We start from the raw sequence: 26,593 nt of genomic DNA on the forward strand, positions 1-26,593 counted from the left end.
ATCAGAACCCCTGAGCACTTGCTGTTACCAGCGCCGATTCCTCGGCCCGATCGCGCACGATATCGGCAGTCAGTTTGCCGCCCGACATCACCAGAATGCGGTCAGACACCGCCATAATCTCTTTCAGATCGGAGGTGGAAAAGACCACCGCGATCCCCTGTTGGGACAACTGGACCATCATGCGGAACACGTCGGCTTTTGCCCCAACGTCAATTCCGCGTGTCGGTTCATCCAGAAACAGCACTTTCGGACTGGTCAACAGCGAGCGGCCAATCACCACTTTTTGCTGATTGCCGCCGCTCAGCGCCTGAATCTCCACTTCCGGTGAAGAGACTTTGATCGACAGGTTGCCAATGGTGCTGGCCACCACGGCTTGCTCATCTTTTTGCGCGATGGCGAAGCCGCGCTGCAAACGCCGCCACAAACTGGCGATAGTGAGATTTGTCGCCACTGATGAAATAGGGAAGATGCCGGTGCGTTTGCGATCTTCCGGCACCAGGCTCATCCCCATGCGGATACGTTCCGCCGGGGTCAGCCGCTGCGGTACCGGTTTGCTGTCGAGCCACAATTTTCCCAGGTAGTTACGTTCCGTGCCCAGCATGCACTCAAACAGCTCGGTGCGTCCGGCGCCCATCAGGCCGTAAATACCTACAATTTCACCGGCATGAACGTTGAAACTGACATCATCGACTGTGGTCACGCCGCTGGCGTTTACGCAGGTAATATGCTCGGCTTCGAGAACCGGCGCGCCAAAAGTACGTCCCGGTGTGAGAAAGTTTGTCACCGGATCGCTGCCGAGCATCTCGCGGACGATCCACGGTACGTCGATATCACAAACGTTTGCTTCGGCCTGGAATTTGCCGTCACGCAGAATGGTTATCACATCGCCAATCGCCATGAGCTCTTCCAGACGGTGGGAAATATAGATAATCGTCACTCCCTGGCGGGTCAGTTCGCGGATCACCCGAAACAGGATCTCCACTTCGGTTTTACTTAGCGCCGATGTCGGTTCGTCGAGGATCAAAATGTCGGCATCTTCCGCCAGCGCTTTGGCGATCTCCACCAGTTGCTGCTGGCCGACTTTGAGGTTGCCCACCAGTTCACGCGCAGAGATAGGCTGGTCAAGGCGTTTGAGCAGTTCGGTGGTGCGTCTTTCCTGCTCTGCTTCATTAATCGGCGTGATTCCTTTTTGCAATTCCCGGCCGAGGAAAATGTTCTCCGCGACGTTAAGGTTTTCAAATAGATTCAGTTCCTGATGCACCATGCCGATGCCATGGGCAGCGGCAGCGCGGGTGTTGGCGAGATGCACGTTTTTGCCATTCAGCTCAATCTGGCCCAGGCTGGGTTGCTGCACTCCGGCGAGGATCTTCATTAGCGTGGATTTCCCTGCGCCGTTCTCGCCGATAATCACATTCACCTTGCCGCGCCAGACGTTGTAATCCACGTTATCCAGCGCAACGGTGCCGGGGAACAGCATCGATACCCCTTTGGTGCGCAGGATTATGTCGTCCACAGGGATTTCGCTCATTACTGTGCCTCCTGTCTCAGCGTCAGCGCGACGGCGTCTTGCGCCTTGCCGTCGCTGATGGTCACCGCCATCAGTACGATGGCGGGTTTCCCGGCCCAATGGGCGTCGACGGCGGGTAAATGCTTCACGGCTTCACGGTTATAAGCGCGCGAAAGCTGCGCAAACTGGACCTGGTTAGTGAAATCTTCGAATTTAAAGCCGCTCGCATCGCGGATAGCATTGCCGCGCACGACCGGGCCAAGCTGCACGTTCAGCGGCTCACCGCCAAGGCGGATCACCAGTTGCCGTTCACGGTCATTGCTGACGTCAACACGTTCAATCAGGCTGGTGAGTCTGACAAATACGCTTTGCGGCGTGGTCGCCCTGTTCTTCATCTGCGCGGTTAACGCACCGCCGTCCAGTGCCTGTTTTTGGGCGGCATCGATAACGCGTTCCTGCCAGGTTTGTTGCGCGATCTGCTGTGGGGTCAGCTTGTCGAAGCTGGCTTTCGCATTCGGATCGGCAGGCATAATCGGCTTGCCGTTTTCATCCAGATCCACCACGGTGCAGGCCGTGAGCAACAGGGCGGCGCACCCTGTTAGCGCGGCGCCCCATTGTTTTAACGACATATCGCCTCCGCGTTATTTGCTGAGGTTGAACATTTTCAGTTTGCTGGCGTTGCTGTCATCAATCAGCACGCAGTCCATCAACTGTTTTTCCTCTTTCTGGGCTTTACCGGTTTTCAGGAAAGCGTCCGCCTGCACCACCGCCATTTGTGCCTGTTGCCAGCCCGGTTGCAGCACTGTCGCTTTGATGTTGCCCTTGTTGATAATGGAGTCGCGCACATAGTCGCTACCGTCAAACCCGACCACAATCACGTTGTTTTTCCCGGCCGCTTTCAGCGCGGCTTCTGCGCCGAGCGCCATGGTGTCGTTACCTGAAATCACCCCGACAATGTCCGGATGGGTCTGCAAAATGGCTTCCATACGGGTAAAGGCCTCGGTCTGGCTCCAGTTGGCGGTTTGCTGCGCCACCATTTTCATGTCCGGGTAGTCGTCAAGTACATCGTGGTAACCCTGCGAGCGTACGCTGGCATTGGTGTCGGACTGGCGGCCCAGCAGCTCAACGTATTTGCCTTTACCGTCCAGTAGCCTGGCGAATTTCTCTGCGCCCAGTTGCGCGCCCTGGTAGTTGTTGGAGACGATTTGCGCCACAGCGATACCGGTTTTATTGATTTCCCGGTCAATCAGAAAAGCAGGCACGCCTGCGGCTTTGGCTTTTTCCAGCGGCCCGACGGTTGCATCTGCGCCCGCGTTGTCGAGAATAATTGCCTTCGCTTTGCGGGCAATGGCGGTTTCAATCAACTGGTTCTGTTTGTTGACATCATCGTCATGGGAAGCCACCAGCGTGGCATAGCCCAGCTCTTTCGCTTTGGCGGCCGCGCCGTCGGCTTCTGCTTTAAAAAACGGGTTGTCGTGTGAGGGAGTAATAATCGCGATCAGGCCGCTATCGGCGGCGAAAAGTGAGCCGGATGCAGCGATCATTGATGCCAGTACAACAGATTGCAGTAGGGTCTTCTTCATCTTTTTCTCCACATTGAATATATATTCAATAATGATTTATTATTCAGAATAACGATAATTCGATGGCGACAAACTGTCTACGGTTTGCGCAGCTAATTTCTTAAAAGGAGAAAAGGATCACGATCCGGGGGTTAACCAACCGCCAGCGTCATGACGTCAGACTGATCGGCCTGCCAGTGTACAATCACTTGCCGATCAGCAAGTTGAGGAGAAAATTCAGCAAGAATGCGTAACGTAAGCTGTGACCTTTCGACAGCCACGATCGCGGCGCTGGTAAAACCTGGCAACGGCAGGCACTGGTGCGAAAAAGCTTTATACAGACTCTCTTTGGCACTAAACGCCAGCGTCAGTGCCAGCGGAAACGGCAGACCGCTGCGTGCGAGTACTTGCTGTTCGTCAGCGTTGACAATGTGCTCTGCCAGTTCGGCGCATAACCCGCGGCTGAACAGCATTTCAATGTCCACTCCAACAGGGTGTTGCGCCACCACAGCAATCGCCCGGTTATCCCGGTGGCTGATGCTGCCGTACAACCCTTGCGGCCAACAGGGCTGGCGCTGCGCACCAGGCGCAGGCACCGCGATAATGCCCACGTCACGCAATGCATGCGCGGCGGCAACACGCCCGGCAAGATGTTCCGCCTGGCGTTTGCGCCCGCAGTGCATCAGCCCGGCGTGATGCGGTAGCCAGAGCAGATCGGCTGCGGTAAACGTCGTGGGATCAAAATCAATGCGGTGCAATGTGTAACCAGCGAGAGAAAAGGGGCTGTGGAGGGTGTGCATGATCGCCTCGCTCGCCTGTCCCTCCCCCCGCAGGAAGGGGGGGCTTCCTGCTGAGGGGAGGGGAGGTACGGCTTAGAAGTGCGTGTTAACGCTCATATACCAGGTGCGGCCGGATTCGTTATACGTTTCCGCGCCTGCGCCATACATGTACCCGGTGGAGCCGCCCGTGGCCTGTGCATTACCTGCACGCCAGTGACGTTTATCCAACAGGTTGTCAACACCGCCCGTCAGGCTGACGTTTTTGGTCACATCCCAGGTCGCACTCAGGCCAATGATACTGTAAGGGCTGACTTCGTTGGTGGCGGAACCCGTCACACGTTTGCCCTGATAGTCATACTTTTTCGGCGCCTGTTTGCCGTACCAGGTGAACGTTGACTGAACCGAAACGTCCGGCACGACCTGCCAGCTGAGCGTCGAGTTCAGCGTGTATTCCGGGATGATCGACAAACGTTCGCCGGTCTCTTTGTTTTTGCTTTGCAACATGTAGGTGAAGTTGTTGCTCCAGGCCACCGTATCGGTCACCGGGACATTGAACGTCCCTTCCAGGCCTTCCACCACGGCTTTCGGCACGTTCTCCCACTGGTAGAGGTCGGTTTTGGTTTTACCGACAGCAGTCTGGCTCAGCGGTGAATAACCCGCTTCGATCTTGTTACGGTAATCATTACGGAACCAGGTCACCCCGGCCAGCCAGCCTTCATGCTTATACTCCAGACCAATCTCTTTGTTGATGCTGGTTTCTGCTTTCAGGTCGTCGTTGCCCATCATATAGCAACCTACACCGCTGCCGCTGGCGTAACACCCCTGGCCTTTACTGTAGAGAATGTAGTTCGGGTTGGTCTGATAAAGGCTTGGCGCTTTGTACGCGCGGCCGATACCCATTTTCAGGGTCACGTCATCGCCAAGACCCTGCGAAAGGTTTAGCGACGGGCTCCAGTTATTGCCAACAATGGTGTGATGGTCAAAACGCAGGGCCGGGGTCAGCATGGTGCTGTCAGTCAGCTCCATGTTGTCTTCTGCAAACACGGAATAGATATCCGCATTGGAGTAGGGGCTACGATCAACACTGCTCAGGCCGTTAATCGGCCCGCCCTGTAACGTCTGGGTGTTCGAGGCCATGTCTTTCATGCGCTGCTGGTTCCACTCGGTGCCCAGCGTAAGGGTCTGGTTAACCAGCAGATCCAGCGGCAGGTTCAGCTCGTTGTGCAGCGTAATGTCGGAAAGATCGATATCGGTGAACTGATTGCTATTAAACAGGCCTTCCGTTCCGCCCGCCAGGCCTTCGCCCAGGCGTGAGTTACGGGTACGTTCATACTGCACCCAGTTGGTCGTAGTCACACCGTTATCCCAGCCGCCGTTCCAGGTGACCGAGTAATTCTGGCGGTAAAGACGGTTAGTCTCTTTGCCGTAGTTCTCTTTCACATAGTTGTTTGTGCTGCTGTCATTGTTGGTGTTTTGCGTGTCGCCAGCGTAAAGATTACCCTGGCGGCTGTAGCCTGCCTGGAACTCCAGCGACTGCAGCGGTGCAAAGTCCCAGCGCACCACGCCGTTGATATCTTTGTTGATCGAGCCTTCACGCCCTGCCGCCATGGTATTGGCATAAATGCCGGTACGTTCAGACTGGTGATTCTGGTTAATGTCCCAAGCGTCAGCCTGGGTTTTTGCCAGGTTGCCATACAGGCGGAAACTGACGTCGCCGCCCAGCGGGCCGCTCAGGCTAAAGTCGGTACGTTTGGTCGCGCCTTCGTCTTTATGTTCCGGAGCATTAAAGTAGCTGTTCCATGAACCATGCCACTCCTGTGCGCTGTTTTTCTTGGTGATAATGTTCACCACGCCACCGGCTGCGCCATTACCGTAACGTACTGCTGCCGGGCCACGGATCACTTCGATGCGCTCGATCATCTCTGGCGGCACCCAGTTGGTATCGCCGCGGCTGTCGCGCTCGCCGCGCCAGCCAAGACGCACCGAGTTACGGCTGGTGACCGGCTTACCGTCAATCAGGATGAGCGTGTTTTCCGGCCCCATTCCGCGAATATCAATCTGGCGGTTGTTACCGCGCTGGCCGCTGGTGGCGTTACCGGTTAAGTTGACGCCTGGCATGGTGCGAATGATTTCGGACACATCGCGGGCGGGAGGATTTTTACGGATCTCGTCGGCGGTAATCGTGGACACGCCCGGAGCCTGGAGGTTTTGCTGTGCCGCAGTGACGACGATAGTGTCATCGTTATCGGTGGTGGTGCTGGTCTTGTCCGCCGCCATTGCGGGCAACGCAGCACCGTAGATCCCCAGATTGACCAGTAAGGCCAGGGACTTCATCTTGTTGTTCATTGTATTACCTGCTTTTCGTCGCCGCTCTCCTGGTGCGTCCTTTCCCCAGGGGGAGGAGGCGGCATGATGAAACCGACACGCGGCGAGGGCCTCAGTCCTGAGAAAGTTCGCCCACGGCGGCCATTAAACGTATGAAAGACGCGCTTCCCACAGCGCGCCAATACGCTATTGCAAATGAAAATAGTTATCAATAATATTATCGATATTTTTTGATCTGCAAGCAAAAATTTCCACAGCAAATTCGAGGTTAAAGCCGTGACGTCAGCAACGGGAAGTGATGCCTGGTGGGACTCCAGACAGGGACCGGAATGGGTTAAAGAAGCACAAGGGCAGTACCGTGTGACGTTCTGGTGGCGGGACCCCGCCGGCAGCGAAGCAACCTCAAAGGTGCGCCGGGTATGGATCTACATTACCGGGGTTACTGACCACCATCAGACTTCGCTGCCGCAGTCGCTCACGCGCATTGCCGGAACGGATGTCTGGCACTGGAGCACGCTGCTTGACGCCCGCTGGCGCGGCAGTTATTGCCTGATCCCTTCAGTGCATGAGGACGATTTCCCGGCAGAACTCTTTACCACCACGCCGCTGGATCGCCACGCGCTGCGTGAAGGCTGGCGCAAACTGTTGCCGCAGGCAATTGCCGATCCCCTGAATCCACAAAGCTGGCGCGGCGGCCGTGGTCACCCGGTATCTGCGCTGGAAATGCCCGACGCGCCGCAACAACCCGGCTGGCACGCTTCCGACACCCCTTTCAATGAGCCGCATCGCCTGCAATGGCACAGCACGCGGCTGAATAACACCCGGCAGGTTTGGGTCTACACCACTGGCAATGCTGAGGCGGCCGAACGTCCGCTGGCGATCCTGCTCGACGGGCAGTTCTGGGCGAAGAGCATGCCGGTGTGGCCCGCGCTGGCGGCGCTCACCCGCGAAGGCCAACTGCCAGCGGCGGTATATGTGTTAATCGACGTGATCGATAACGCGCATCGCAGCCAGGAATTGCCCTGTAATGCCAACTTCTGGCAAGCGGTTCAGGACGAGTTGCTGCCGCAGGTGAAGGCGATCGTGCCGTTTAGCGATCGCCCGGAACGCACCGTGGTCGCCGGGCAAAGTTTTGGCGGCCTTTCGGCGCTGTATGCGGGCCTGCACTGGCCACAGCGTTTTGGCTGCGTGCTCAGCCAGTCCGGATCGTACTGGTGGCCCCACCGGGGCGGCGAGCGGAACGGCATTCTTATTGAACAATTAGAAAAAGGCGAGTTAACGCCACACGGCCTGCGCATTGTGCTGGAGGCCGGAGTTCGCGAGCCTGTCATTTACCGGGCCAATCAGGCTCTTTTTTCCCTGTTACAACGCACACAGCAGTCGGTTTTCTGGCGTCAGGTTGACGGCGGGCATGATGCGCTTTGCTGGCGGGGTGGGCTGACTGCCGGGCTTATTACGCTCTGGCAGCCACTGATCCGCCTTCGCTGAAGCGCCTTTCCACGACAGGAGTTTGCTATGGAATTCACTAACCCCTTCGATAATCCGCAAGGGCGGTTTTACATTCTGCAAAACAGGCAGCAGCAGTTCAGCCTGTGGCCTGCGCAGTGCACGTTACCGAAAGGCTGGCATGTCGTCTGCGAGCCGCAACCCCAGGCGGAATGCAACGCCTGGCTGGATGCACACTGGCAAACCTTAACGCCAGCGCACTACGTACAAGCAGGGAGTGGCCAATGAAAACACGTTTACCGTTGGTTGCCGCTCAGCCAGGGATCTGGATGGCGGAGCAACTCTCTTCCCTGCCGAATGCCTGGAGCGTGGCGCACTACGTTGAGTTACAGGGTGATATCGACGCCGGGCTGCTGGCGCAAGCGATTGTTAGCGGTATGGAACAAGCCGACACCCTGCGAACCCGTTTTGTTGAGGACAATGGTGAAGTATGGCAATGGGTCGATGCATCGCAACAGTTCGCCATGCCGTCAATTGTCGATCTTCGTCAGGCCAGCGATCCGCACACCGCAGCACTGCGCGCCATGCAGGCCGATCTCGGGCAAAATTTGCGTATAGAGAGCGGTAAGCCGCTAGTATGCCACCAGTTACTGCGCACCGGCGATCGCAGCTGGTACTGGTATCAGCGTTATCATCATTTAGTGGTGGATGGTTTCAGTTTCCCCGCTATTACCCGACAAATCGCCGCCATTTACACCGCCTGGCGACGCGGTGAACCGACGCCGCCGTCACCCTTTACGCCGTTCGCTGAAGTGGTGGAGGAGTATCAACGCTACCGCCAGAGCGACGGCTGGCAGCGCGATGGGGCTTTCTGGGCGAAACAACGCCGCGAGCTTCCGCCGCCGGTTTCTCTTTCTCCGGCACCGTTGCCGGGGCGCGCCGCCACCACCGATATTCTGCGCCTGAAAATGCGCCTCGATGATCAGGCGTTTCGCCGTTTAACGCAGGCTGCGCCACAACAGCAACCCGCCGACCTGGCGCTGGCGCTGGTGGCGTTATGGCTGGGGCGTCTGTGTGGGCGCACCGATTATGCCGCCGGGTTTATTTTTATGCGTCGGATGGGGTCGGCTGCGCTTACCGCCACCGGCCCGGTACTCAACGTCCTGCCGCTAAGTGTTCATCTTGATGGCGCGCACACCTTACCCGAACTGGCAACGCAACTTGCCGCATCACTCAAAGCCATGCGCCGCCATCAGCGTTATGACGCGGAACAGATTGTGCGCGACGCCGGGCGTGCCGCAGGTGACGAGCCGTTGTTTGGCCCGGTCTTCAACGTGAAAATGTTCGACTACCTGCTGGATGTCGACGGCATTCAGGGCGTGACGCATACCCTGGCGACCGGGCCCGTGAACGACCTCGAGATAGCGTTAATCCCGGAAGAAGAAGGCGGCCTGACGCTGGAAGTGCTGGCTAATCGCCAGCGCTACGACGAGACCACGCTGCATACCCATATCGCCCGTTTACCCGCATTGCTTAACCAGTTCGCCGATAATCCGGCGTTGCGCTGCGGCGATGCGGAGCTACTGGCCGCGCATGAGTCACAGCAACTGGCGCGGATTAATGACACCGGTATCGCATTGCCTGCCACTACCCTGAGCGAACTGGTCGCCGCCCAGGCGGCGAAAACGCCAGACGCCCCTGCGCTGGCGGATGCCCGCTGGCAATTTAATTACCGTGAGCTGCGTGAGCAAGTGGTCGCGCTGGCACACCGTTTACGTCAACTTGGCGTCCAGCCTGGCGATAGCGTGGCGGTTGCCCTGCCGCGATCGGTGTTCCTGACGCTGGCGCTGCACGGCATTGTTGAAGCCGGGGCAGCCTGGTTGCCGCTGGATACCGGTTACCCGGATGAGCGCCTGCGCATGATGCTGGAAGATGCGAAACCGCGCCTGCTCATTACTTCCGAAGACCAGGCCACGCGCTTTAGCGACATTCCGGGGCTGGCGCACTTCTGCTATGAAGCGCCCCTGGAAGCCAAAGGTAGCGAACCGCTCCGGCTGGCGCGTCCCGAACAGACCGCCTATATCATTTTCACCTCTGGCTCTACCGGGCGACCAAAAGGGGTGATGGTGGGGCAGACTGCCATCGTCAACCGTTTGTTATGGATGCAAAACCACTACCCCCTGACGGACACCGATGTGGTGGCGCAAAAAACGCCATGTAGTTTTGACGTCTCGGTGTGGGAGTTCTGGTGGCCGTTTATTGCCGGTAGTCAGCTGGTGATGGCAGAGCCGGACGCGCACCGCGATCCGTTGGCGTTACAAGCCTTTTTTGCGCACTTTGGCGTGACCACCACCCATTTTGTTCCGTCAATGCTGGCGGCGTTTGTCGCTTCACTGACGGCAGAAAGCGCGTCGCAATGTTGCCGGACGTTAAAGCAGGTGTTCTGCAGCGGCGAGGCGCTGCCTGCCGATCTGTGCCGTGAGTGGCAACACCTGACCGGCGTGCCCCTACACAACTTATATGGCCCGACGGAAGCCGCTGTCGACGTGAGCTGGTATCCGGCGCATGGCGAAGTCCTGGCGGGCGTGCAGGGCAATAGCGTGCCGATTGGCTTTCCGGTGTGGAATACCGGGTTACGCATTCTTGATGCGATGATGCGCGAGGTGCCGCCCGGCGTGGCGGGTGATCTTTATCTGACAGGCATTCAGCTGGCGCAGGGTTACCTGGGGCGCCCGGATCTGACAGCCAGCCGCTTTATTGCCGATCCGTTTGCGGCCGGGGAACGCATGTACCGCACGGGCGATGTGGCGCGCTGGTTAGAAAACGGTGCCGTCGAGTACCTGGGGCGCAGCGATGATCAGCTGAAAATTCGTGGTCAGCGCATTGAACTCGGCGAGATTGACCGCGCGATGCTCACACTGCCGGATGTGGCTCAGGCTGTGGCGCATGCCTGCGTCTTTAACCAGGCGGCAGCCAGCGGCGGCGATGCCCGCCAGGTTGTAGGTTATGTGGTTTCTCTTTCTGGCCTGCCGCTGGATACCGCGGCACTGCAGGCGCAGCTGCGCGATCAGCTGCCGCCGCACATGGTACCGGTACAGGTGCTGCAACTGAGCGCGTTGCCGCTCAGCGCTAACGGCAAGCTGGATCGCAAAGCGCTGCCGTTGCCCACGCTGAGTGCGAAAAGCAAAGGCCGCGCGCCGCGTGAAGGGAACGAAACACGGGTAGCGCAGGCGTTTGCCGGGCTGCTGGGCTGTGAGGTGAACGACGCCGAAGCAGACTTTTTCGCGCTGGGCGGTCACTCCTTGCTGGCGATGCGCCTGGCGGCACAGCTCAGTCGCGAATGCGAACGGCAGGTTACACCGGGGCAGATTATGGTGGCGTCGACGGTGGAAAAACTGGCCGCACTGCTCGAACACGCATTGTCTGCAGAACAGGCACAGCGGCTGGGGATGGAAACGTTGCTGCCGCTGCGCGAAAGTCAGGGGCCGACGCTGTTTTGCTTCCATCCGGCATCCGGCTTTGCCTGGCAGTTCAGTGTGTTGTCCCGCTATCTGTCGCCACGCTGGTCGATTACCGGCATTCAGTCGCCGCGACCCGCCGGGCCATTACAGCAGGCCGCCACGTTAGACGAGGCCTGCGAACAGCATCTTGCGACGCTACTGGCGCAACAGCCCCACGGGCCGTATTACCTGTTTGGCTATTCGCTCGGCGGTACGCTGGCGCAGGGCATTGCTGCGCGCTTGCGTGAACGTGGTGAAGAGGTGGCTTTCCTGGGGCTGTTGGACACCTGGCCGCCGGAAACGCAGAACTGGGCGGAAAAAGAGGCCAATGGGCTGGATCCGGCGGTGCTGGAGGAAATCGAGCGTGAACGTCAGGCTTTTCTGGCGGCGCAGCAGGGGCAGGCGTCCGGCGAGTTGTTCCGACATATTGAAGGCAACTATGCGGATGCCGTGCGTCTGCTGACCACCGCACACAGTCTGCCGTTTGATGGTAAGGCGACACTGTTTGTCGCCGAACGCACCCTCCCGCAGGGAACCGATCCGCAAACCTGCTGGGCACCGTGGATTGGTGAACTGGAGGTGTATCGCCAGGATTGCGCCCATGTCGATATTATCTCGCCCAGGGCGTTTGAGCGCATTGGCCCGGTATTGCGAGAGGTGCTGGGAGAGTAAAGTCCCTTCAGCAGGCCCGGCGGCGAAACGCCAGCCGGGCTTTTTAACAATGGCGGCCCAGCGGTACAACCAGCGGCGTATGCGCCACCGGATCGTCAATGATCATGCAGCGCAAGCCGTACACAGCCTCGATCAGTTCGGCGGTAACAATCTCTTTCGGCGCGCCTTGCGCCACTATTCTGCCGTCTCGCAGTGCAATCAGATGGGTGGCGTAACGGCACGCCTGGTTCAGGTCGTGCAGCACCGCCGCCAGCGTATAGCCTTGCTCGCGATTCAGCTCGCTTAACAGTTCCAGCAGGTCTATCTGGTAACTGATATCCAGCCAGGTGGTGGGCTCATCAAGCAGCATAATAGCGGTCTCCTGAGCCAGTACCATCGCAATCCATGCGCGCTGACGCTGCCCGCCGGAGAGCGTGTCGACACTCTGGTGTGCCAGCGAATCCACACCGGTGGCTTTCATCGCCCGGCTGACTGCTGCTTCATCTTCCTTGCGCCAGCGGGTAAACATCGGCTGGTGCGGGTAGCGCCCGCGTGACACCAGCTCCTGCACGGTAATGTCGCCCGGCGTCGTGGCGTTTTGCGCCAGCAGTCCAATACGTCGCGCTACCTCTTTACTGGCAAACCGCTGGATCTGTTCGCCATCAAGCCAGACATGCCCCTGGGCCGGGGTCATCAGCCGACTTAAGGTGCGCAGGAGGGTTGATTTCCCGCAGCCGTTAGGACCGATAATCGCCGTGAACTGGCCATCGGGAATGGCAACGCTAAGTTGCTCGGCGATAATTTTTTTGCCATAACCCAGGGTTAACGCTTCGCCGCGCAAACGGGCTGCTGTATCGGTCATTTTTTGCGGGACTCCTGAATTAACAAGGCGATAAGGTAAATGCCGCCAAGGCTGACGGTCACCACGCCCACGGGTAACTGGTACGGCGTAAAGGCTTGCTGGGCAATGCTGTCTGCCAGCAACAGGATCACCGCGCCACAAAGTGCTGACTGAGTCAGCCCCCAGCGTGCGGTGGCGCTGATGCGCCGGGCAATATGCGGCGCAACCAGCGCGATAAATGAAATCGGCCCGGCCAGCGCGGTCGCGGCTGCCGTCAGCGCCACCGCCACCAGCATCAGCATCAGCCGTGAACGTTCAACGCTCACGCCCAGTGCACAAGCAGTGTCATCGCCCATTTCCAGCAGGCGCATACGGCGAGCGAGCAGGGCGGCAAACACAAACATCAGCAGCATGATGGGCGCAGAAGGCAGGGTTTTTGCCCAGGTCAGGCCGTTCAGCGAACCTGCGTTCCACAACCCGGCGCTGACGGCTGTGTCCAGAGACGCATGCAGCAACAGCCAGGTATTAAATGCCATCAGCATGGCGCGTACGCCAATGCCAACGATGATCAGTCGGAAGGTTTCGATACCGTTACGCCACGCAAGAAGCCAGACAATCAGCGAGGTGGCAATACCGCCGATCATGGCGGCAAGAGCAATGGCGGTCATATGCTGGCCAAATAGCACCATCGCCACCAGCACGCCGCTCCAGGCACCCACGTTAAAACCCATGACATCCGGGCTCCCTAATGGGTTACGCAGCAGTGACTGAAAAATGGCACCGCTGACGCCCAGTGCAGCGCCAACCAGCAACGCCATCAACACACGCGGTAAGCGCCATTCCATCACCACCAGCCGCATGGCGCGCGGCGCATCGCCGGTGAGCGCGTCAATGACCTGAGAGAACCCGAGAGTGACAGCGCCGCTGCGCAACCCCCAGACGGTCAATAGCAGCGCGGCGACCAGCAACAGCAGGCAGCTTAACAACAGACGCGGAGACGGAGAGGTCATAAGCTGCCTCCACGTGCACGGCGCACCAGCACAATTAACACCGGCGCGCCGATGAATGCGCTGACCACGGAAACGCGCAGCTCACCGGGCACAATCAGGCGCCCCACAATGTCTGCGAACAACAAAAGTGCAGGGGTGGCAATCAGCGTTACCGGCAATGACCAGCGGTGATCGCCGCCCACCAGCCAGCGCGCCATATGCGGCATCATCAGCCCGATAAACGCAATCGGCCCTACAACCGCGGTCGCGCTGCCGCAGAGGACGGTAATCGTGAGCAGACCGAGAAGCTGGGTGCGCGCGACTTTACTGCCCAGCGCAGTGGCGGTATCGCTGCCGAGGCTCAGGCTGTTCAGTGAGCGGCAGAGTGCCAGTGCGGTTGCTGCCGCCAGCACTACCGGCAACGTCACGATTTTCAGGGTTTGCAGGGTGCGAATATCCAGCGATCCTGCCTGCCAGAAACGCAGCTGATCGTAGACATCGGCATTAAGAAGCGAGATGCCGCTGGAGAGCCCTTCCAGCACTGCGCCGAGCGCAACGCCCGCGAGCGTCAGGCGCACCGGGCTGAGTTGCCCGCCGCCCTGGCTGCCCGTGAAGGCCACCAGTAACGATGCCGCCAGCGCACCGCAAAAGGCCAGCAGCAACTGGTCTGTGGCGGTGGTCGCGCCGAGAAGTGCTGCGCCGAGCACAATCGCGAAACTGGCGCCAGCATTAACGCCCAGCAGCCCGGGGTCGGCCAGCGGGTTGCGGGTCAGCGTTTGCATGAGCGCGCCGGCAAGACCCAGCGCGCTGCCAGCCAGTAACCCCGCCAGGGTTCGCGGCAGTCGGGCATCCTGAATAATGGTGCAATCCGCGCTCTGGCAAACGCCGGTAAGGGCGTCTATCACCACGGCGGCGGGCATGGGTTTTGCGCCAACGAACAGGCTGAGTGCAGCGGCGGCAAAAAGCAGTATCAATAACCCGGCGAGGGTGTAGGGGCGCGCCGGGAAAGAAGAAAACGACATAAAACGTCCCAAACTTGATAATGATAGTAATTATCGTTATCGATCTTGTTTTGATATGTTACCATGCATAGCCTGCGAATGGACATAAAAAGTGTGTATTTAAGGCGTTGTAATGAAGCAACAATCCTGGTTACTCAACCTCAGCCTGCTGCGTACGCATCCGGCATTCCGCGCGGTGTTTTTGGCGCGTTTCATCTCGATTTTATCGCTGGGATTATTGGGCGTGGCAGTACCGGTGCAAATCCAGGCCATGACCCACTCAAGCTGGCAGGTCGGTCTGGCGGTAACGCTGACCGGCGGGGCGATGTTTATTGGCCTGATGTTGGGCGGCGTACTGGCGGATCGGTATGAACGTAAGAAGCTGATTTTACTGGCACGCTCTACGTGCGGCGTGGGTTTTATTGGCCTGTGCCTGAACGCGCTGCTGCCCGAACCTTCGCTGGCTGCAATTTATCTTCTTGGCCTGTGGGATGGTTTTTTTGGCGCCCTTGGCGTAACAGCCTTGCTGGCGGCCACGCCAGCGCTGGTGGGCCGCGAAAATCTGATGCAGGCCGGGGCCATTACAATGTTGACTGTGCGGCTGGGATCGGTGATTTCACCCATGTGCGGCGGACTGTTGCTGGCCTCTGGCGGCGTGGTATGGAACTACGGTCTGGCGGCGGTGGGAACGTTTATTACCTTGTTGCCGCTGTTGAGCTTACCCGCACTGCCTCCGCCGCCGCAACCGCGCGAGCACCCGCTGAAATCGCTGCTGACGGCGCTGCAATTCTTACTGCGTAACCCACTGATTGGCGGCATTGCGCTGATTGGCGGCCTGTTGACGATGGCCAGTGCGGTCAGGGTGCTCTATCCGGCGCTGGCCATTAACTGGCATATGTCGGCAGCGGAAATTGGCCTGCTGTATGCCGCGCTGCCATTAGGGGCGGCAATCGGCGCGCTGACCAGCGGTAAGCTGGCGCACAGCGAGCGGCCCGGAGTGATTATGCTGACGACGACCGTCGGGGCATTTATCGCCATTGGCTTATTCAGTCAAATGCCGAACTGGGCGCTGGGCGTGCTATTCCTCGCGCTGTGCGGCTGGCTGACGGCGGTGAGTTCGCTTCTGCAATACACGCTGTTACAAACCCAGACCCCGGAGGCGATGCTCGGGCGCATCAATGGCTTGTGGACTGCGCAAAATGTCACTGGCGACGCGATCGGTGCGGCGCTGCTCGGGGCCATGGGATCGATGATGACGCCAGTGGCTTCCGCCAGTATCAGCGGGATGGTGCTGGCTGTGGTAGGGCTTGGGCTTTTGGTAATGCTCAGCGAGCTGCGCCGTTTTCGCCAGACGCAGCCCGCAGCATAGTTAATCAAACAGCGCAGAGAGGCGCTGTAACACGCGGGTCGCGCTGTAGTAGTCGAGGCGGAAAGTTTCTGCGCCCAGGGCGTAAACGCGCTTGTTCTGTACGGCGGATAAATGCGCCAGTAAAGGGTTGGCAAGCAGCGCATCGGCATCCTGCTGGTCGCTGGCAAACAGGAACAGTGACTGGCCATTCAACCCGGCCGCCAGGTTTTCACCGCCCAGTTGCACAATATCGTGGCGTTTGCCCTGACTCTGGCTGGTTTGCAGCCCGGCAGGCAACCCGGCAAGCGCAAAGCCAAGTTGTTGCATCAACTTGCCCTGCGCCGATTCTGCAGTCCATACGTTGGCACCGTGCGCTGCTGGTGTATAAACCAGCGCGCTTACCGGTTGCGGTGGCAATTTAATGCGCGCTTTGACATCGGCCAGTTGGTGATTGAATTGTGCAATCCGCGCTGCGGCCTGTTTTTCCTGGCCGGTGATATGGCCAAGCTGGGTCAGCAAATCTTGCCAGCTCTTGTCGTCGTAATTGATGACCAGCGTCGGCGCAATGGTGGAGAGCTGATCGTAGAGGGCCAGTGCAGAATCGCCGCCGGTCGCGCTAATCAGGATCAGGTCGGGCATTTGCGCCGCGACGGCTTCGGCATTCGGTTCACCGATATACAGGCGTGCAACATGGCGCTGTTTAGCCACGTCGCCCCACTGGCGCAAGAAGCCCTGATTATCGGCAAAGCGGTTATTGGGCGTGGTTGCACCGCTGGCAATGACCGGGGCATCTATCGCCAACAGCGAGCCAGTGAGGGTAACGCTGGTGGAAACAATGCGCAGCGGCTTGCTCGCGATCTGCTGTGTGCCGTGGCTGTCGCTTACCTGGCGGGGCCAGTCAGCGGCCATTGCTGAGGATAGTCCTAAAAGAAAAATGCCCAAAAACGTTAAGGGCTTACGGCACAAAAAGGGAAATTTCACGAGACGCATCCTGTTTTTGTTGAGGTTAATGCTTCTCATTTTCAATGTTGAGCGGGGCGGATGCAAGGGGCAGTCACTCAGAGAGATATTCTGCTGTTGACAGAGCCGTGCATAACTTTTTATCTTACTGCGCAATAATACAAATGATAATCATTCTTAGTTCATTTATCGTTGTTGGAGGATGATATGGATACGTCCCTGGCTGAGGAGATCCAGCTCTCTGTGCAGACGCTGGCCGCGGATCAGTTTTTCTTTATGTCGCCGTACCGTAGTTTCACCACGTCCGGCTGTTTTCGTCGTTTCTCTGAGCCCGCCGCAGGCGGCGATGCCCAGGACAGTCGCTTCCAGAAAAAACTGGCACAGGCATTTGCCGAAGCCAAAGCTGAAGGTATTGCCAGCCCGGTGATGGTGGGGGCGATCCCGTTTGATACCACCCAACCTTCTGCGTTGTTTATTCCGACCACCTGGCAGGCATTTTCCCGCCCGGCGAAACAGCGCTCTGCCCGCTACTTCAACGCAGGCGAGATGCCGAACGTGAAGGCACAGACTTACCTCCCGGATCAGGATGTTTTTATGGAGATGGTGGCGCGCGGCGCGGCCAAAACCGCCACCCCCGAGGTGGATAAAGTGGTGCTTTCCCGGCTGATCGACATTACCACCGATGCGCATATCGACAGCGGCGTCTTGCTGGAGCGATTGATCGCGCAAAACCCGGCCAGTTTCAACTTCCATGTGCCGCTGCCTGAAGGTGGCGCGTTGCTGGGTGCCAGCCCGGAGTTGCTGCTGCGTAAAGAAGATCGCCACTTTAGCTCCCTGCCGCTCGCGGGCTCTGCACGTCGCCAGCCAGATGACATGCTCGATCGTGAAGCGGGGAATAAATTGCTCGCCTCGGAAAAAGATCGACACGAGCACGATCTGGTGACGCAGGCGATGAAAGCGGTGCTGACGCCCCGCAGCCAGTCGCTGACCCTGCCGGACTCGCCGCAGTTAGTGACCACGCCAACGCTATGGCACCTGGCAACGCCGATAGAAGGCGAGGCGCTGGAGGGCGAAAACGCCTTGACGCTGGCTTGTTTACTGCACCCGACGCCTGCGCTGAGCGGTTTTCCGCACCAGGTAGCGAAAAAACTGATTGCTGAACTGGAGCCTTTCGATCGGGAACTGTTTGGCGGGATTGTCGGCTGGTGTGATGCCGAAGGTAACGGCGAGTGGGTGGTGACCATCCGCTGCGCCCGTGTTCATGACAAAAATGTCCGGCTGTTTGCCGGTGCCGGGATTGTTCCTGCCTCTTCGCCGTTATCGGAGTGGCGTGAAACCGGCGTCAAACTGACCACCATGTTAAACGCGTTTGGTTTGCAGTAAGGAGCAGATAATGACCCTTCCCTTTAATCGCTGGCCGGAGGCGTTCGCTCGCCGCTACCGTGAAAAAGGTTACTGGCAGGATGTGCCGTTAACCGACATTCTCACTCGCCATGCGCACAGCGAAGTCACTGCAGTGATTGACGGCGAGCGCGAGTACAGTTATCGCCAGTTACATCAGCTCTCCGACAATCTGGCCTGCTCCCTGCAGGCTCTGGGCCTGAAGCGTGGGGAAACCGCACTGGTGCAGCTCGGCAATGTGGCCGAGTTCTATATCACCTTTTTTGCGCTGCTGAAAATAGGCGTTGCGCCCGTCAATGCGCTGTTCAGCCATCAACGCAGTGAACTGAATGCGTACGCCACGCAGCTCAAACCGGCCTTACTGATTGCCGATCGTGAGCATGCGCTGTTCGCGAACGATGATTTTACAACCGATTTTGTGGCGCAGCACAATGCGGTACGTGTGGTGCTGCTGCGGGGTGACAACGGCGAACATGCGCTGAATGCGGCGATCGCTCGCCCGGCGGATAATTTTATTGCCACGCCGACACCTGCCGATGAAGTGGCGTTCTTTCAGCTTTCCGGCGGCAGCACCGGCACGCCGAAACTGATCCCACGCACCCATAATGACTACTACTACAGCATTGCGCGCAGTAACGAAGTGTGTGGTTTTACGGCGCAAACCCGCTACCTGTGCGCGCTGCCGGCAGCCCATAACTACCCGATGAGCTCACCGGGCGCGCTGGGCGTGTTCCTTGCGCAAGGCTGCGTGGTACTGGCCGCCGATCCGAGCGCCACACTCTGTTTCCCGCTGATTGAAAAACATCACATCACCGTCACAGCGCTGGTGCCACCTGCTGTCAGCCTGTGGTTACAGGCGATCCAGGAGTGGGGGAGCAACACGCAACTGGCATCGTTACGTTTATTGCAGGTGGGCGGCGCGCGGTTGTCGACCACCCTTGCTGCGCGTATTCCGGCAGAAATCGGCTGCCAGTTGCAACAGGTGTTCGGTATGGCGGAAGGGCTAGTGAACTACACCCGACTGGACGATCCGCTGGAGCGCATTATTGCGACTCAGGGACGCCCGATGTGCCCGGACGATGAAGTCTGGGTGGCGGATGAAAACGGCAATCCGCTGCCGCGTGGTGAGGTGGGCCGCCTGATGACGCGCGGCCCTTACACCTTCCGTGGTTATTTCAACAGCCCGGAACACAACGCCAGCGCGTTTGATGAAAACGGTTTTTACTGCTCCGGCGATCTGATTGCCATCGATGACGAAGGCTATATCACCGTGCAAGGGCGTGAAAAAGATCAGATCAACCGCGGGGGCGAGAAGATTGCCGCCGAGGAGATCGAAAACCTGTTGCTGCGTCATGAAGCGGTGATCCACGCCGCCCTGGTCAGCATGGAAGACAGCCTGCTTGGCGAAAAGAGCTGCGCTTACCTGGTGGTGAAAGCGCCGTTACGCGCGGTGGCGATCCGTCGGTTCCTGCGCGAGCAGGGGGTTGCAGAGTTCAAACTGCCGGATCGCGTGGAGTGCGTGGATGCACTTCCGCTGACGCCGGTGGGTAAGGTCGATAAAAAACAGTTACGTCAGTGGCTGGCGCAGCGCGCCCCGGCGTAAAGGAGAGAGAATGGCTATTCCAAAATTACAGGGCTACGCACTGCCAACGGCGGCCGATATCCCGGAAAACAAAGTCAGCTGGGCCTTTGAGCCAGCGCGTGCCGCGCTGCTGATCCACGATATGCAGGAGTACTTTATTCAGTTCTGGGGTGAAAACTGCCCGATGATGCAACAGGTGGTGGCGAATATTGCTGCCCTGCGTCAGTTCTGCAAACAACACCATATTCCGGTCTATTACACGGCGCAGCCGAAAGAGCAGAGCGATGAAGATCGCGCCTTACTGAATGACATGTGGGGGCCGGGCCTGACTCGTTCGCCGGAGCAGCAGCGCATTGTGGCGGCACTGGCACCGGATGAGGCAGATACCGTGCTGGTGAAGTGGCGTTACAGCGCATTTCACCGCTCGCCACTGGAGCAGATGCTAAAAGAAACCGGACGTAACCAGCTTCTTATCACCGGGGTTTATTCGCACATTGGCTGTATGACGACCGCCACGGATGCGTTCATGCGCGATATCAAACCGTTTATGGTTGCCGATGCGCTGGCGGATTTCAGCCGTGACGAGCATTTAATGTCGCTGAAATATGTTGCCGGTCGCGCAGGGCGTGTTGTGATGACGCAGGATGTGCTGCCTGTTCCGGGGAGCAAAGCCGCGTTGCGGGCGCTGATCCTGCCGCTGCTTGATGAGACCGACGAGCCGCTCGATGATGAAAATCTGATCGACTACGGACTCGATTCCGTGCGCATGATGGCGCTCGCGGCGCGCTGGCGCAAAGTCCATGGCGACATCGATTTTGTGATGCTGGCGAAGAACCCGACCCTGGATGCCTGGTGGGCGCTGCTCTCTCGCGAGGTGAAATAATGCCTGCGCTGGATTTTACCGGTAAAACCGTGTGGGTAACCGGCGCGGGAAAAGGCATTGGTTACGCCACCGCGCTGGCGTTCGTTGAGGCTGGCGCGCAGGTCACCGGGTTTGATTTGGCGTTTGCCGGGCGCGATTACCCCTTCGCCTGCGAGGTGGTGGACATTGCCAGTGCGGAACAGACAGAAGCCGCCTGTGCGCGTTTGCTGGCGCAGCTTGATCGGCTGGATGTGCTGGTGAACGCCGCCGGAATTTTGCATATGGGGGCAACGGATGCGCTCTCACCGCAGGCATGGCAGCAGACCTTTGCGGTGAACGTGGGCGGGGCGTTTAATCTGTTTCGCCTGACCATGTCGCAGTTCCGGCGTCAGCAGAGCGGGGCGATAGTCACGGTCGCCTCGGATGCCGCGCATACGCCACGCATTGGCATGAGTGCCTATGGCGCCTCCAAAGCGGCGCTTAAAAGCCTGGCGCTGACTGTTGGGCTGGAACTTGCGGCAAGCCATGTGCGCTGCAATATTGTTTCGCCCGGTTCAACAGATACCGACATGCAACGCACCTTGTGGGTTAGCGATGATGCTGAACAGCAACGTATTCGCGGTTTTGGCGAACAGTTTAAGCTCGGCATTCCGCTGGGTAAAATCGCCCGTCCACAGGAAGTGGCTAACACAATCCTGTTCCTTGCTTCCGATTTGGCCAGCCACATCACCCTGCAAGATATTGTGGTGGATGGCGGTTCCACGCTGGGGGCATAAATGATCTGGAAACGCCATTTAACCCTCGAAGAACTGAATGCCACCAGCACAGACACGCTGGTCGCGCACCTCGGCATTCTCTATACCCGCCTTGGCGATGACTTGCTGGAAGCGGAGATGCCAGTTGATACGCGCACGCACCAACCCTTTGGTTTGTTGCACGGCGGCGCTTCAGCCGCGCTGGCGGAAACGCTGGGGTCGATGGCGGGCTATCTGATGACCCGTGACGGTGAATGCGTGGTGGGCACGGAGTTAAGCGCCACCCATCATCGCCCGGTATCACAGGGGAAAGTGCGCGGCGTTTGCCAGCCGCTGCATCTTGGCCGACTGAATCAAAGCTGGGAAATCGTGGTGTTTGATGAGCAAGGGCGTCGCTGCTGTACCTGTCGGTTGAGCACGGCGGTGCTGGGCTAACGAAAGATGTGCGTTCTCTTCTGCTGCGGGAGGGGACGATTCTTGCGATCCCGTTAACACAATCATGTAAATGCCTGGTTGCAGGGCAGATTTTGCTTGTTTCAAAGTTGTTAAATCCCACGAGTTGATATAGATACAAATTGTAATATCTCTCTGTCTCTCAACGGATAACCGCTATGAACAACTCAGGGAAATACCTTCTTTGGGGTTTGCTCTCCCTCGTCGGAGCGTTCGCCCTCGGCTATATCGCACTCAATCGTGGTGAACAGATCAACGCCTTGTGGATCGTCGTGGCGGCTGTCTGTATTTACCTTATCGCTTACCGTTTTTATGGCTTGTATATCGCCAAAACAGTGCTGCAGGTTGACCCGACGCGCATGACGCCGGCGGTACGGCACAATGATGGCCTCGATTATGTGCCGACCGACAAGAAAGTGCTGTTCGGCCACCACTTTGCTGCGATTGCCGGCGCAGGCCCCTTAGTTGGGCCGGTACTGGCGGCACAGATGGGGTATTTGCCTGGCATGATCTGGATCCTGGCGGGCGTGGTGCTGGCCGGTGCGGTGCAGGACTTTATGGTGCTGTTCGTCTCTACCCGCCGCAACGGGCGGTCGCTGGGTGAACTGGTGAAAGAGGAGATGGGCGCGACGGTGGGGGTCATCGCGCTGGTGGCCACTTTTATGATTATGGTGATCATCCTGGCGGTACTGGCGATGATTGTCGTTAAAGCGTTGACCCACAGCCCGTGGGGAGCCTACACCGTGGCGTTTACCATTCCGCTGGCCCTTTTTATGGGCATCTATATTCGTTACTTACGCCCCGGTCGCATTGGCGAAGTGTCGGTCATTGGCCTGGTGCTGCTGGTGTTCGCCATTATTTCTGGCGGCTGGGTGGCGGCAAGCCCGGCGTGGGCACCTTACTTTGACTTCACCGGCGTGCAACTGACGTGGATGCTGGTGGGTTACGGCTTTGTTGCCTCTGTACTGCCGGTGTGGTTGCTGCTGGCACCGCGCGATTATCTCTCCACCTTCCTGAAAATCGGCACCATTATTGGCCTGGCAATCGGCATTTTACTGATGCGTCCAACGCTGACCATGCCTGCGCTGACTAAGTTTGTTGATGGTACCGGGCCGGTATGGACCGGTAATTTGTTCCCGTTCCTGTTTATTACCATTGCCTGTGGCGCGGTGTCTGGCTTCCATGCGTTGATCTCCTCCGGCACCACGCCGAAGATGCTCGCCAGCGAAGGGCAGGCCTGTTTTATTGGCTATGGCGGCATGCTGATGGAGTCCTTTGTGGCAATCATGGCGCTGGTGTCGGCCTGCATTATCGACCCGGGCGTCTATTTTGCGATGAACAGCCCCATGGCGGTATTAGCGCCAGCGGGAACCACCGATGTAGTGGCCTCGGCGGCGCAAGTGGTCAGCAGTTGGGGCTTTACCATTACGCCGGATCTGTTGAAACAGATCGCCAACGAAGTGGGAGAGCAGTCGATCATTTCGCGTGCGGGCGGCGCCCCGACGCTGGCCGTTGGTATGGCCTATATTCTGCATGGCGCGATTGGCGGGTTGATGAGCGTCTCGTTCTGGTATCACTTTGCGATCCTGTTTGAAGCGCTGTTTATCCTGACGGCGGTCGATGCCGGGACGCGTGCGGCGCGCTTTATGCTGCAGGATCTACTTGGGGTCATTTCGCCTAACCTGAAACGCACAGAATCGCTACCTGCAAACTTGCTGGCAACGGGGCTGTGCGTGCTGGCGTGGGGCTATTTCCTGCACCAGGGCGTGGTCGATCCACTGGGCGGGATCAACACCTTGTGGCCGCTGTTTGGCATTGCTAACCAGATGCTGGCGGGCATGGCGTTGATGCTCTGCGCGGTGGTGCTGTTTAAGATGAAACGCCAGCGTTATGCGTGGGTCGCGCTTCTGCCGACCGCCTGGTTGCTGGTCTGTACGCTGACCGCTGGCTGGCAAAAAGCCTTCAGCCCGGACAATAAAGTTGGTTTCCTTGCGATTGCCAATAAATTCCAGGCGATGATCGACAGCGGCACTATCCCGGCGCAGTACACGCAGTCACAACTGGCACAGCTGGTGTTCAATAACCGCCTTGATGCCGGTCTGACCATCTTCTTTATGGTGGTAGTGGTCGTGCTGGCGCTCTACTCGCTGAAAACCGCGCTGGCGGCGCTGAAAGTGGATCAGCCGACGGCGAAAGAGACGCCTTATGAGCCGATGCCGGAAACGGTAGAACATAGAGTCGGCCAGGCGAAAGGCGTTCATTAAATGACGTTCCCCCTCTCCCTGGCGGGAGGGGGCGGAGTGAGGAGGTAAGCATGTTCGATACCCTGTCGAAAGCCGGGAAATACTTAGGCCAGGCGGCAAAGATGATGATCGGCGTACCGGATTATGACAATTACGTTGAACATATGCGTGTGACGCACCCGGAGCAGACGCCTATGACGTATGAGGCATTTTTCCGCGAGCGTCAGGATGCACGTTACGGTGGTAAAGGCGGCGCACGCTGCTGTTGAGCCGCCCGGTCTGATGCCGTCAGGCGTTGGTGCCGCCATCCACGACAATGTCCGCCCCGGTGATCTGCTTCGCCGCCGGGCTTGCCAGGAAGGCCACCGCTTCCGCAATATCCTGCGCCTCGCCATAATGACCCAGCGCAATTAACTGGCGCTGGGCTTCCGCACCTTCGCCATCTGCCGGGTTCATATCACTGTCTGTGGAACCGGGCTTCACCATGTTCACGGTAATGCCGAGCGGGCCGAGGTCACGCGCCAGTCCACGCGTGAGTGAGTTAAGCGCTGATTTGGTCATGGAGTAAATGGCAATCTGGCCGAACGGCACGCGATCGGAAAGACAACTGCCGATATTGATGATGCGCCCCCCGTGCGGCAGATGGGGAATGGCCGCCTGCGTTGCATAGACCACACCGCGAATATTAACGTTAATCATGGCGTCGATATCGTCTTGCGACATCGCTTCCAGCAGCCCGCCACGGGCGATACCCGCGTTATTGACCAGAATATCCAGCCCGCCTAATGCTTCCACAGCCTGCGCAACCGCCGCCTGAGTCGCCTGCGGGTTGGCGCTGTCGGCCTGGATCGCTACGCCGTTACGTCCCAACGCGCGGATCCCATCGGCCACTGCCTGCGCCTTATCTGCTGATTTTTCCCAGGTAATGGCGACATCCGCACCGGCCTGCGCCAGCGTCAGCGCAATGGCTTTCCCCAGACCACGACTGGCACCCGTAACCAGCGCGCGTTTACCTGCTAGTGAATATGACATGGTAGCTCCGTAATTATGTATTGATCGACACATAATTAAAATAAGCGTGCTTTCCCTCTGCCGTCAATAGTATTAATATACCGATCAGCACAAAATGCGAGGAGGCGATGTGAGCCGGGGAAGACCACGGGAATTTGACCGTACCGATGCGCTGAACAGCGCGATGAAAGTGTTCTGGCAAAAGGGGTACACCGCCACGTCCATGAGCGATTTGTACGCAGCAATGGGCATTAAATCACCCAGCTTGTATGCGGCGTTCGGCAGCAAAGAAGATCTCTACGAAGAGGTATTACAGCATTACGAAAAGTGCGTAGCGCCGCTGATTTGGGGGGGGATGGAGAGCGAGCCTTCGACGAAACGGGCGGTGGCGCAGTGGCTGGAACGTTCGGCCGATGCTCTGACCCGTTGCGATATGCCGCACGGCTGTATGGTAACGCTCTCGGCTGTGGCCAGCGAAGGCAACGACAGGCTTGGCCGACGCGTACGTGACTTACGCAGTAGCGGCATTAATTTGCTGAAAGCGCGGTTGACGCAGGCGCAGGCGGCGGGTGATCTGCCTGCCGAAACAGACATTGAGGCACTGACCCGTTTATACGTCAGTATCCAGCAGGGCATGTCAATTCAGGCTCGGGATGGTGCGAGCAGAGAAACGTTGCTCAGCGTCGCCCGAATGGCGATGGCACTGTGGCCTGCCTGACGTAGATATCATGACGGCAGCGAAAAACGCGGCGCTTTCATTCCGCTTTGTTCAGATTTTGCTCTTCGCGCCTGTTTATTGGCACGTGAAATACCCTTTGAGGCGGCAAGCTTGATATATACCCTGGAAAAGCCGCCTTTCTTCTTCGTTATTCCTTACTCGCTCATCGTATACCGGATATATCCTTCTGCAGCCTTGTTAAAATGCATCCTGGCTTATAACACCGGGTCAGTTAATTCTCTATGTAGTACAGAATATAAACGTCTCTTTACTGTTTGTTTTATTATTTTAATACATAAAACAAAGCATTAAGTTATTTTTTGATTTAAGTGAAATTTTATTTATGCTGATTTATACCATTTATGGGAGCTTGTTTTTTTATTATTTTCGTAAGACCATATTTATAAGTAATGAGTTTGTTGTACTTAAGTCAAATATATCGACTCTGTTTACTGATCTATTTCGTGAGTGTTAAGCGCGCATTGTCTGGCGCTGTTTCCATTATTTGTGCAGTGCATCGCCCCGCCATCTCCTCATGGCAGACAAGGATGCTGTACGCCAGCCATATCGTATTCCGCCTGACTCAGGCTGGAGGATCTTCGCGTTAACTGGCGCGTGGCTGTCTCTTTTTAAAGGAATAAGAAGATGAATACTGATAA

The 26,593-nt window shown here is 58.0% G+C and carries 21 protein-coding genes and 1 pseudogene; 12 read left to right on the forward strand and 10 right to left on the reverse strand.

The window, feature by feature from the left end:
• Position 1 precedes the first annotated feature (1 nt).
• The 5 genes from RTX30_RS15280 to RTX30_RS15300 form a co-directional block, all read right to left on the reverse strand.
• Positions 2-1,528: a sugar ABC transporter ATP-binding protein gene (locus tag RTX30_RS15280; protein WP_312691011.1), complete on the reverse strand. Its 1,527-nt coding sequence runs from the start codon at positions 1,526-1,528 to the stop codon at positions 2-4.
• The gene (locus RTX30_RS15285; protein WP_312691012.1) at positions 1,528-2,136 is read right to left on the reverse strand and encodes a DUF2291 family protein; all 609 of its coding nucleotides are present in this window, start codon (positions 2,134-2,136) and stop codon (positions 1,528-1,530) included. The genes RTX30_RS15280 and RTX30_RS15285 overlap by 1 nt, the downstream gene beginning before the upstream one ends.
• 12 nt (positions 2,137-2,148) lie before the next feature.
• Positions 2,149-3,090, reverse strand: coding sequence for a D-ribose ABC transporter substrate-binding protein (locus tag RTX30_RS15290; protein WP_312691013.1), 942 nt, complete (start codon positions 3,088-3,090; stop codon positions 2,149-2,151).
• A gap of 131 nt (positions 3,091-3,221) precedes the next feature.
• On the reverse strand, positions 3,222-3,869 hold the full coding sequence (gene entD / locus RTX30_RS15295) for an enterobactin synthase subunit EntD (RefSeq protein ID WP_312691014.1): 648 nt from the start codon (positions 3,867-3,869) through the stop codon (positions 3,222-3,224).
• A 72-nt stretch (positions 3,870-3,941) separates the two neighbouring features.
• On the reverse strand, positions 3,942-6,194 hold the full coding sequence (locus tag RTX30_RS15300; protein ID WP_312691015.1) for a TonB-dependent siderophore receptor: 2,253 nt from the start codon (positions 6,192-6,194) through the stop codon (positions 3,942-3,944).
• A 246-nt stretch (positions 6,195-6,440) separates the two neighbouring features.
• Between RTX30_RS15300 and fes the strand changes: the two are divergent.
• From fes to entF, 3 genes and pseudogenes are all read left to right on the forward strand, one after another.
• Positions 6,441-7,661, forward strand: a pseudogene (gene fes, locus RTX30_RS15305) (enterochelin esterase); the annotation flags it as partial.
• Between the two features lie 27 nt (positions 7,662-7,688).
• Positions 7,689-7,907, forward strand: coding sequence for an MbtH family NRPS accessory protein (locus tag RTX30_RS15310; RefSeq protein ID WP_312691016.1), 219 nt, complete (start codon positions 7,689-7,691; stop codon positions 7,905-7,907).
• Positions 7,904-11,791 carry an enterobactin non-ribosomal peptide synthetase EntF gene (gene entF / locus RTX30_RS15315; protein WP_312691017.1) on the forward strand — a complete coding sequence of 1,296 codons (3,888 nt, stop codon included), beginning with the start codon at positions 7,904-7,906 and terminating at the stop codon, positions 11,789-11,791. The genes RTX30_RS15310 and entF overlap by 4 nt, the downstream gene beginning before the upstream one ends.
• 43 nt (positions 11,792-11,834) lie before the next feature.
• Here entF and fepC read toward each other — a convergent pair whose 3' ends face one another.
• The 3 genes from fepC to fepD are packed head-to-tail and all read right to left on the reverse strand — an operon-like array spanning position 11,835 to position 14,622.
• On the reverse strand, positions 11,835-12,632 hold the full coding sequence (gene fepC, locus RTX30_RS15320; protein ID WP_312691018.1) for an iron-enterobactin ABC transporter ATP-binding protein: 798 nt from the start codon (positions 12,630-12,632) through the stop codon (positions 11,835-11,837).
• Positions 12,629-13,621, reverse strand: a complete 993-nt coding sequence (gene fepG, locus RTX30_RS15325) for an iron-enterobactin ABC transporter permease (protein WP_312691019.1) — start codon at positions 13,619-13,621, stop codon at positions 12,629-12,631. The genes fepC and fepG overlap by 4 nt, the downstream gene beginning before the upstream one ends.
• A complete protein-coding gene (gene fepD, locus RTX30_RS15330; RefSeq protein WP_312691020.1) occupies positions 13,618-14,622 on the reverse strand; it encodes a Fe(3+)-siderophore ABC transporter permease in 1,005 nt (334 codons plus the stop codon). The genes fepG and fepD overlap by 4 nt, the downstream gene beginning before the upstream one ends.
• A 112-nt stretch (positions 14,623-14,734) precedes the next feature.
• Here fepD and entS point away from each other — a divergent pair, with 112 nt between their 5' ends.
• Positions 14,735-15,970, forward strand: coding sequence for an enterobactin transporter EntS (gene entS / locus RTX30_RS15335; protein ID WP_312691021.1), 1,236 nt, complete (start codon positions 14,735-14,737; stop codon positions 15,968-15,970).
• Here entS and fepB read toward each other — a convergent pair whose 3' ends face one another.
• Positions 15,971-16,939, reverse strand: a complete 969-nt coding sequence (gene fepB / locus RTX30_RS15340; protein WP_312691022.1) for a Fe2+-enterobactin ABC transporter substrate-binding protein — start codon at positions 16,937-16,939, stop codon at positions 15,971-15,973. It abuts the gene before it with no gap.
• Between the two features lie 177 nt (positions 16,940-17,116).
• On the opposite strand from fepB, the gene entC reads away from it, so the two are divergent.
• The 7 genes from entC (at position 17,117) to RTX30_RS15375 (ending at position 24,474) form a co-directional block, all read left to right on the forward strand.
• A complete protein-coding gene (gene entC, locus RTX30_RS15345; protein WP_312691023.1) occupies positions 17,117-18,292 on the forward strand; it encodes an isochorismate synthase EntC in 1,176 nt (391 codons plus the stop codon).
• 10 nt (positions 18,293-18,302) lie between these two features.
• A complete protein-coding gene (gene entE / locus RTX30_RS15350; protein ID WP_312691024.1) occupies positions 18,303-19,913 on the forward strand; it encodes a (2,3-dihydroxybenzoyl)adenylate synthase EntE in 1,611 nt (536 codons plus the stop codon).
• A 10-nt stretch (positions 19,914-19,923) separates the two neighbouring features.
• Entirely contained in the window at positions 19,924-20,775 is an 852-nt protein-coding gene (locus RTX30_RS15355; protein ID WP_312691025.1) for an isochorismatase, read from the forward strand.
• The gene (entA, locus tag RTX30_RS15360; RefSeq protein ID WP_312691026.1) at positions 20,775-21,530 is read left to right on the forward strand and encodes a 2,3-dihydro-2,3-dihydroxybenzoate dehydrogenase EntA; all 756 of its coding nucleotides are present in this window, start codon (positions 20,775-20,777) and stop codon (positions 21,528-21,530) included. The genes RTX30_RS15355 and entA overlap by 1 nt, the downstream gene beginning before the upstream one ends.
• A complete protein-coding gene (gene entH, locus RTX30_RS15365; protein WP_312691027.1) occupies positions 21,531-21,944 on the forward strand; it encodes a proofreading thioesterase EntH in 414 nt (137 codons plus the stop codon).
• A gap of 176 nt (positions 21,945-22,120) precedes the next feature.
• Positions 22,121-24,226 carry a pyruvate/proton symporter CstA gene (gene cstA / locus RTX30_RS15370; protein WP_312691028.1) on the forward strand — a complete coding sequence of 702 codons (2,106 nt, stop codon included), beginning with the start codon at positions 22,121-22,123 and terminating at the stop codon, positions 24,224-24,226.
• Positions 24,227-24,276: 50 nt separating this feature from the next.
• Entirely contained in the window at positions 24,277-24,474 is a 198-nt protein-coding gene (locus RTX30_RS15375) for a YbdD/YjiX family protein (RefSeq protein ID WP_312691029.1), read from the forward strand.
• Between the two features lie 19 nt (positions 24,475-24,493).
• Here the strand turns inward: RTX30_RS15375 and RTX30_RS15380 are convergent, their stop codons facing one another.
• A complete protein-coding gene (locus tag RTX30_RS15380; RefSeq protein WP_312691030.1) occupies positions 24,494-25,237 on the reverse strand; it encodes an SDR family oxidoreductase in 744 nt (247 codons plus the stop codon).
• A 109-nt stretch (positions 25,238-25,346) separates the two neighbouring features.
• Here RTX30_RS15380 and RTX30_RS15385 point away from each other — a divergent pair, with 109 nt between their 5' ends.
• Positions 25,347-25,934 (forward strand): TetR/AcrR family transcriptional regulator, encoded by a 588-nt coding sequence (locus RTX30_RS15385; protein ID WP_312691031.1) that lies wholly within the window; start codon positions 25,347-25,349, stop codon positions 25,932-25,934.
• Positions 25,935-26,593: the final 659 nt, after the last annotated feature.

The organism is Kosakonia sp. (assembly GCF_032052965.1).
Lineage (GTDB): Bacteria > Pseudomonadota > Gammaproteobacteria > Enterobacterales > Enterobacteriaceae > Kosakonia.

Excerpts from the sequence above, each read along its gene's own strand:
- RTX30_RS15280 (WP_312691011.1), bottom strand. The coding sequence starts at position 1,528 with ATGAGCGAAATCCCTGTGGACGACATAATCCTGCGCACCAAAGGGGTA.
- RTX30_RS15285 (WP_312691012.1), bottom strand. The coding sequence starts at position 2,136 with ATGTCGTTAAAACAATGGGGCGCCGCGCTAACAGGGTGCGCCGCCCTG.
- RTX30_RS15290 (WP_312691013.1), bottom strand. The coding sequence starts at position 3,090 with ATGAAGAAGACCCTACTGCAATCTGTTGTACTGGCATCAATGATCGCT.
- entD (WP_312691014.1), bottom strand. The coding sequence starts at position 3,869 with ATGCACACCCTCCACAGCCCCTTTTCTCTCGCTGGTTACACATTGCAC.
- RTX30_RS15300 (WP_312691015.1), bottom strand. The coding sequence starts at position 6,194 with ATGAACAACAAGATGAAGTCCCTGGCCTTACTGGTCAATCTGGGGATC.
- RTX30_RS15310 (WP_312691016.1), top strand. The coding sequence starts at position 7,689 with ATGGAATTCACTAACCCCTTCGATAATCCGCAAGGGCGGTTTTACATT.
- entF (WP_312691017.1), top strand. The coding sequence starts at position 7,904 with ATGAAAACACGTTTACCGTTGGTTGCCGCTCAGCCAGGGATCTGGATG.
- fepC (WP_312691018.1), bottom strand. The coding sequence starts at position 12,632 with ATGACCGATACAGCAGCCCGTTTGCGCGGCGAAGCGTTAACCCTGGGT.
- fepG (WP_312691019.1), bottom strand. The coding sequence starts at position 13,621 with ATGACCTCTCCGTCTCCGCGTCTGTTGTTAAGCTGCCTGCTGTTGCTG.
- fepD (WP_312691020.1), bottom strand. The coding sequence starts at position 14,622 with ATGTCGTTTTCTTCTTTCCCGGCGCGCCCCTACACCCTCGCCGGGTTA.
- entS (WP_312691021.1), top strand. The coding sequence starts at position 14,735 with ATGAAGCAACAATCCTGGTTACTCAACCTCAGCCTGCTGCGTACGCAT.
- fepB (WP_312691022.1), bottom strand. The coding sequence starts at position 16,939 with ATGCGTCTCGTGAAATTTCCCTTTTTGTGCCGTAAGCCCTTAACGTTT.
- entC (WP_312691023.1), top strand. The coding sequence starts at position 17,117 with ATGGATACGTCCCTGGCTGAGGAGATCCAGCTCTCTGTGCAGACGCTG.
- entE (WP_312691024.1), top strand. The coding sequence starts at position 18,303 with ATGACCCTTCCCTTTAATCGCTGGCCGGAGGCGTTCGCTCGCCGCTAC.
- RTX30_RS15355 (WP_312691025.1), top strand. The coding sequence starts at position 19,924 with ATGGCTATTCCAAAATTACAGGGCTACGCACTGCCAACGGCGGCCGAT.
- entA (WP_312691026.1), top strand. The coding sequence starts at position 20,775 with ATGCCTGCGCTGGATTTTACCGGTAAAACCGTGTGGGTAACCGGCGCG.
- entH (WP_312691027.1), top strand. The coding sequence starts at position 21,531 with ATGATCTGGAAACGCCATTTAACCCTCGAAGAACTGAATGCCACCAGC.
- cstA (WP_312691028.1), top strand. The coding sequence starts at position 22,121 with ATGAACAACTCAGGGAAATACCTTCTTTGGGGTTTGCTCTCCCTCGTC.
- RTX30_RS15375 (WP_312691029.1), top strand. The coding sequence starts at position 24,277 with ATGTTCGATACCCTGTCGAAAGCCGGGAAATACTTAGGCCAGGCGGCA.
- RTX30_RS15380 (WP_312691030.1), bottom strand. The coding sequence starts at position 25,237 with ATGTCATATTCACTAGCAGGTAAACGCGCGCTGGTTACGGGTGCCAGT.